Consider the following 5127-nt stretch of genomic DNA (forward strand, 5'->3'; position numbering starts at 1 on the left):
TACCTCACCTCGGCCCCTGAGACCTTCTGGCTGGCCCTGCCGATGTGGTGGGTGCTGTGGCAGCTCCTGCGTCGGACGCAGCCTGGCGTTGCAAGCGCCCCCGGCCCCATTGCCTACACCTTGTTCGGCCTGGCCATGGGGCTTGGCGCGGCCTACAAGTCCTTTGCGCTGCTGGCGCCGGCGGCGGCCTCGCTGTGGCTGGCGGTGCTCCTGAGCGCGCCTTGGTCCTGGCGCACCACCTGGCGCGCCGCCCTTGGGGCCACCTGGTCTGCGCTGCTGGGATTGGGCATTTTTGCGCTCTGGTTTGCGCTGGACCCGGACCCCGCCGCCGTCTGGCAAGAGTTTGTGCTGGGCGAAAACGCCGGCAAGATGAGCAGCACCATCGGCTACTGGCAGGCGGCCGTCTCCGGCCCCTACCCGATGTGGACGCAACTCTTCGCCTACCCCGCCAACGGCGGTTTGCTGGTGCTGCCGGTGCTGGGCTTTTGCCTTCTGGCCCTGTGGACGGGTGCGCGCCAAAGCTCCCCCATCCGGCCGGAACACCGGGTGCTACTGGCATGGGCCGTGGTCTGGCTGGTGGTGTTTGCGATTCCTAACCAGCGCTCCGAGCGTTACGTCATCCCCGCCATGCCGGCTATTGCAATCGCCATGGCGCTGGTGTGGGACCGGCTGCCCCGCGTCTGGTTCTGGCTGACCCTGGTAATAGCAGTGCCGGCGCTGGTCATGTTGGCGCGCATCGGCTGGGTGATGGGCGCGCTCGACATGGCTTCCAGCGCGGAAGTTGCTATGACTTTAATAGCTGCCTGCGCAGGATTGGCGGGGGTAATCGCCGGTTTTTATCGAAAAATGTGGGCGGGCAATGCCTCGCTGGTGGTGGTGCTGGCGGTCTACGCCAGCTTTAGCCTGATGGTGCAACCCATCTCCAAACAGGAGGCCGGCTACAGCGCTGCCGTGCAAGCCAGCCTGCGCGGACAGCGGCTGGCCGTGCCCAACGGGTTTACCGGCCAGTTTGAGCGCTACCACTTTTTGCTGCCTGGCGCCCGCATCACGCCCTACGACGCCGAAGGCCGCAACACAGGCGCCCTCTACCCCGGTATGACGCCCGCAAAGCGCCAGGCCCGCCTACTGGCTGAATTTGATGCAGTGGTCTGGCTGCAGGAAGATCTGAATGAAGCTCCGGCCTGCCTGCCCGCTTGCAGCTTGCTGGCGCAGCGCTGGCATGTCAAAAGCCGCCACAAGGAGGGCGAGGTCACGCTGGCCAATGTCTGGCAGGTGCAGGACTGGCTGTTCCGGCGCGAGTGGTTGCTTGCCGCTGCGCGCTAACGCCAACCGCTAAGGCCAGCCGGTCAGGCCTCAAAGGGGTAAGGCCTTCTAGGCCCTCACAGCCTGTGCCGCCGACACTGCCGCGCGCAGCGCGAGCAGGTAGCTGTCCACACCGAAGCCGGTGATCTGCCCTTTGACAATGTCGGCAAACACCGACTTGTGGCGGAACTCCTCGCGGGCGTGGATGTTGGACATGTGCAACTCGACGATGGGGCAGGTCAATATGGCCAACGCGTCACGGATGCCGTAGCTGTAATGCGTCCAGGCGCCGGCGTTGATGAGGACTGCATCCACCCCGTCGGCAAATGCTTGGTGAATGCGTTCGCACATCGCGCCCTCGTGGTTGGTCTGAAAGGCCTCCACCTCCACACCCAGCTCCTGGCCCAGCGCTGACAAGCCCGCATCGATTTCTGCCAGCGTGACGGTGCCGTACTGCGCCGGATCGCGCTTGCCGAACATGTTGTGGTTAATGCCGTGGAGCATCAGGACTTTCATACGCACCTCTCGAAAAATTAGGCCCGCACGCGACCGGCCTAGGGCAGCCGCCGAACCCTGCGCGGGGACTGTTGCATCTTAGCCATCCTGACACCGCGCACAATGGTGCACCATGAAAACTATCCGCTCCATCGCCCCCCTGGGTTTCCCTTGGCAAACCCTGGACCCGTTTTTGTTTTGCGTGCACCACAACGACGCGTACCCCGCCGGGAACGCCCGCATGGCCCCGGATCCGGCCTTGCTGGCGGGCCGCAACATCGGGCAAGACTTTGCCGGCCAAGGCGGCTGGAGCATGTACCACGGCGACACGGTGCCGGGCTTTCCATCCCACCCGCACCGGGGGTTTGAGACCGTCACCATTGTGCGCGAGGGCCGCATTGACCACTCCGACTCGGCCGGCGCCACCGCCCGCTTCGGTGGCGGGGATGTGCAGTGGCTCACCGCCGGCAAAGGCATCGTGCACTGCGAGATGTTCCCCCTGCTGCACACCGAAGCGCCCAACCCGACCGAGCTGTTCCAGATCTGGGTGAACCTGCCGGCCAAAAACAAGATGGCCGAGCCGCACTTCACCATGTTCTGGAACGAGGACATCCCGCGCATCCGCGCCACCGATGCACAAGGCCACAGCACCCAGGTTGTCTGCATTGCCGGTGCGCTGGCCGGGCCCGGCGCCCTGCCCCCGCCGCCCGACTCATGGGCGAGTGAGCCCGACAGCGACCTGGGCATCTACACCATCCAACTCAGCCCCGGCGCGCACTGGACGCTGCCCGCCGCACGCAGCGCCGACACGCGCCGCATGCTGTATTTCTTCAAAGGCGGCAGCCTGAACATAGCGGGCGAAGCGGTGCCGGTGAAGTCCGCCGTCGAGGTGCAGGCCGACCATGACTGCAGTTTTGTGAACGGCGAGAGTGAGAGCGAACTGCTGGTGCTGCAGGCCCGCCCGATCGGGGAGCCGGTGGCGCAACATGGCCCGTTTGTGATGAACACCCAGGCCGAAATCCACCAGGCGTTTGCCGACTACCGCCGCACCGAGTTTGGTGGCTGGCCCTGGGGCGCCCGCGATCCGGTGCACCCCCGCAGCCAGGGCCGCTTTGCGCGCCATCCCGACGGACGTGTAGAAGAACGGGGCGGTTAGACAACGGGGCGCCAGGACGAAAAGCGCACAAACACGGATCCAGCCCCCGCGGGCCGACTCAGGCGTCGCGCTTGACCAATGCGCTCATGGCGAGCGCCGCATCGCTACCCAGCCCGCCCAGCGCCTGACGCACGGTCGCCTGATTGGCGGGGGGCTGGTTCTGGCTGACCTTCCATTTGCCGGTCCACGATGTGACGGCAATCTCAATGCCAACCACCGCCGAAATCATGGTGTCGGTGTAGTCGCGCGGAGCGTCTTCCACCGCCCAGGGCTTGGGCAAGGGCGTCTCTTGCTGCGCGGTCATCTGCTGCATCTGGCTGCGCACCCAGGCCGCATCGTCATGCACCGTGAGCAGGCCTTTGGCATGCACCACCGCGTAATTCCAGGTAGGGACCACCTTGCCATGCTCGGCCTTGGTGGCGTACCAGCCGGGGCTGATGTAGTGCTGCGGCCCCTGAAAAATCGCCAGCACCGGCACCGACACGTCGGTCTCGCGCCAGACCGGATTCGCTCGCGCCACATGGCCCACCAGACGCCCGCCACCGGACGCATCCAATCGCAGCAACAAGGGAATGTGGTTCGCATCCAGTCCCTGCGGCGACAAGGTCACCAGCGTGCTCAAGGGGTGGCTGCGCACCAGCGCGTGCAGCACCTCGGGGCGGGATTCAACGAAATGGGAAGGCTGGTACATGGCTCGGATCCTTTATCAACCAGCATAACCGGCGCTTGTTTGGCTGCAGAGCGCAGCAAAATTCACAAGCCGCTCACCGTGTGCAGCCACACCCGCGACAGGCTGTCGCGTTGCCAGGCGCCTTCTTTCACCAGATACCACTTACCCGCCGGGCCTTTCACCATGACAGCCTTGCCACCGCCCGACGCAATCACGTTCGAGAGGTCGGACTTGGCCGTGTCGCGAAAAGTCTTGTCGGCCTGTTGAATCAGCAGGGTGGACGACTTATGCCGGCCACTACTGAAGAAATCGGCGTCGCTCACGAACAGGTCCAGACGGCCGTCCCCGTTAAAGTCCCTGAAGGCTGGGGCATACCCCACTTGCCCCGTGTTGTCATAACCCACGCGCACGGTGCTGGTCACGTCAGTGAAGACGCCCGGGCCCAAATTGCGCAAGAACTGAATCTCGCTACGGTAAGCAGACTCTGCGGCCGGCGCGGGCCAGAGCCAGCTAAACACTACTACGTCCAGTCGCCCATCACTATCAAAGTCGACACTGCGGGCCCGAATGTCATGGCTCGCATACACCCCATTTTCCTCACTAGTCAGCGGCGGCTGGGGCAAGGCCGCAATCCGGTTAAAGCTGATAGTTTGATTATTGTTATCCACAACAATTTCGAACAAGGCAGTGTCGTTAGGCCCGGACCGGCCGCCAGGCTGGCCATCCGCATCGGTAAAAACTGCTTGTACCCTTGCGTCGCCCAGAAAGTTGCCCAGCGTGACACCCGAACTTCCGACCATTCCCTGGTACGGCCGCAAGCCCGTTGCTGATCCCAGGTATTGCGGCGAAGTGCTGGAATACCCCGCCACCATCACGTCGGTGTACCCGTCACCGTTAACGTCTGCCGCCGCCACCGCGTGTTGCCAATCCTGCGGCCCCAGGGCTACGCGGACAAAATATCCGCCGCGGTTCATGAGCGCATACGCTTGCACTGGATGCACCATGTCGGTGTAGGCAGACAGAAACACATCCAGCCGGCCATCCCCATCAAAGTCGCCGAATGCAATGTCCCCCACACCACCCACCTGGTCGATCCCGCCGGGCAACCAAGTGGAAGTCAGGTCTTGAAAGACACCCGACCTCCAGCCCCAAATACGCACCCCGGTGTTGCTGTAATCGGCGGGCGTATTGGGCTGGGTCTCAAAGGCCACCATGATCACCTCGTCCACGCCGTCGCCATCCAGGTCTTGCGCGTGCAAGAAGCTGACTGGGTTGTTGGTGCTGCCGTCGCGGTAATAACTGAACGTTCCCGCCAAAGTAGCCGCGCCAAAAACGCCGCTGGACGTCGCACCCGAATTTCCGCCACTGCCTCCGCCCCCACCGCCGCAGGAGAACAACAAAAACACCACCAATCCGATACATGCTTTGCGCATTGAATCCTCCCTTCAAGTCCTCGCTGCGCAGCCCCTAAGGCACGCCGGCAGCCGCTCGCTTTGTCACACTT

5 protein-coding genes are annotated in these 5127 nt (G+C 63.9%); 2 read left to right on the forward strand and 3 right to left on the reverse strand.

All coding sequences use genetic code 11. The annotated features are described in order from the left end of the window. Positions 1-1323: hypothetical protein (locus Q0O05_RS11165; protein ID WP_293663066.1), on the forward strand; the 1323-nt coding region annotated here is incomplete at its 5' end. Positions 1324-1371: 48 nt separating this feature from the next. On the opposite strand, the gene aroQ is transcribed toward Q0O05_RS11165, so the two are convergent. Continuing rightward, complete coding sequence (aroQ, locus tag Q0O05_RS11170) at positions 1372-1818, reverse strand: type II 3-dehydroquinate dehydratase (RefSeq protein WP_293663067.1); 447 nt, start codon at positions 1816-1818, stop codon at positions 1372-1374. A gap of 112 nt (positions 1819-1930) precedes the next feature. Here aroQ and Q0O05_RS11175 point away from each other — a divergent pair, with 112 nt between their 5' ends. Continuing rightward, positions 1931-2953 (forward strand): pirin family protein, encoded by a 1023-nt coding sequence (locus Q0O05_RS11175; RefSeq protein ID WP_293663068.1) that lies wholly within the window; start codon positions 1931-1933, stop codon positions 2951-2953. A gap of 58 nt (positions 2954-3011) precedes the next feature. Here the strand turns inward: Q0O05_RS11175 and Q0O05_RS11180 are convergent, their stop codons facing one another. Both Q0O05_RS11180 and Q0O05_RS11185 read right to left on the reverse strand, forming a co-directional pair. Then, positions 3012-3644, reverse strand: coding sequence for an FMN-binding negative transcriptional regulator (locus Q0O05_RS11180; protein ID WP_293663069.1), 633 nt, complete (start codon positions 3642-3644; stop codon positions 3012-3014). 62 nt (positions 3645-3706) lie between these two features. Next, positions 3707-5056 (reverse strand): VCBS repeat-containing protein, encoded by a 1350-nt coding sequence (locus Q0O05_RS11185; protein ID WP_293663070.1) that lies wholly within the window; start codon positions 5054-5056, stop codon positions 3707-3709. Between the last annotated feature and the right edge of the window lie 71 nt (positions 5057-5127).

The sequence above is a fragment of the Rhodoferax sp. OV413 genome (genome assembly GCF_945881795.1).
Classification (GTDB): domain Bacteria; phylum Pseudomonadota; class Gammaproteobacteria; order Burkholderiales; family Burkholderiaceae_C; genus Allorhodoferax.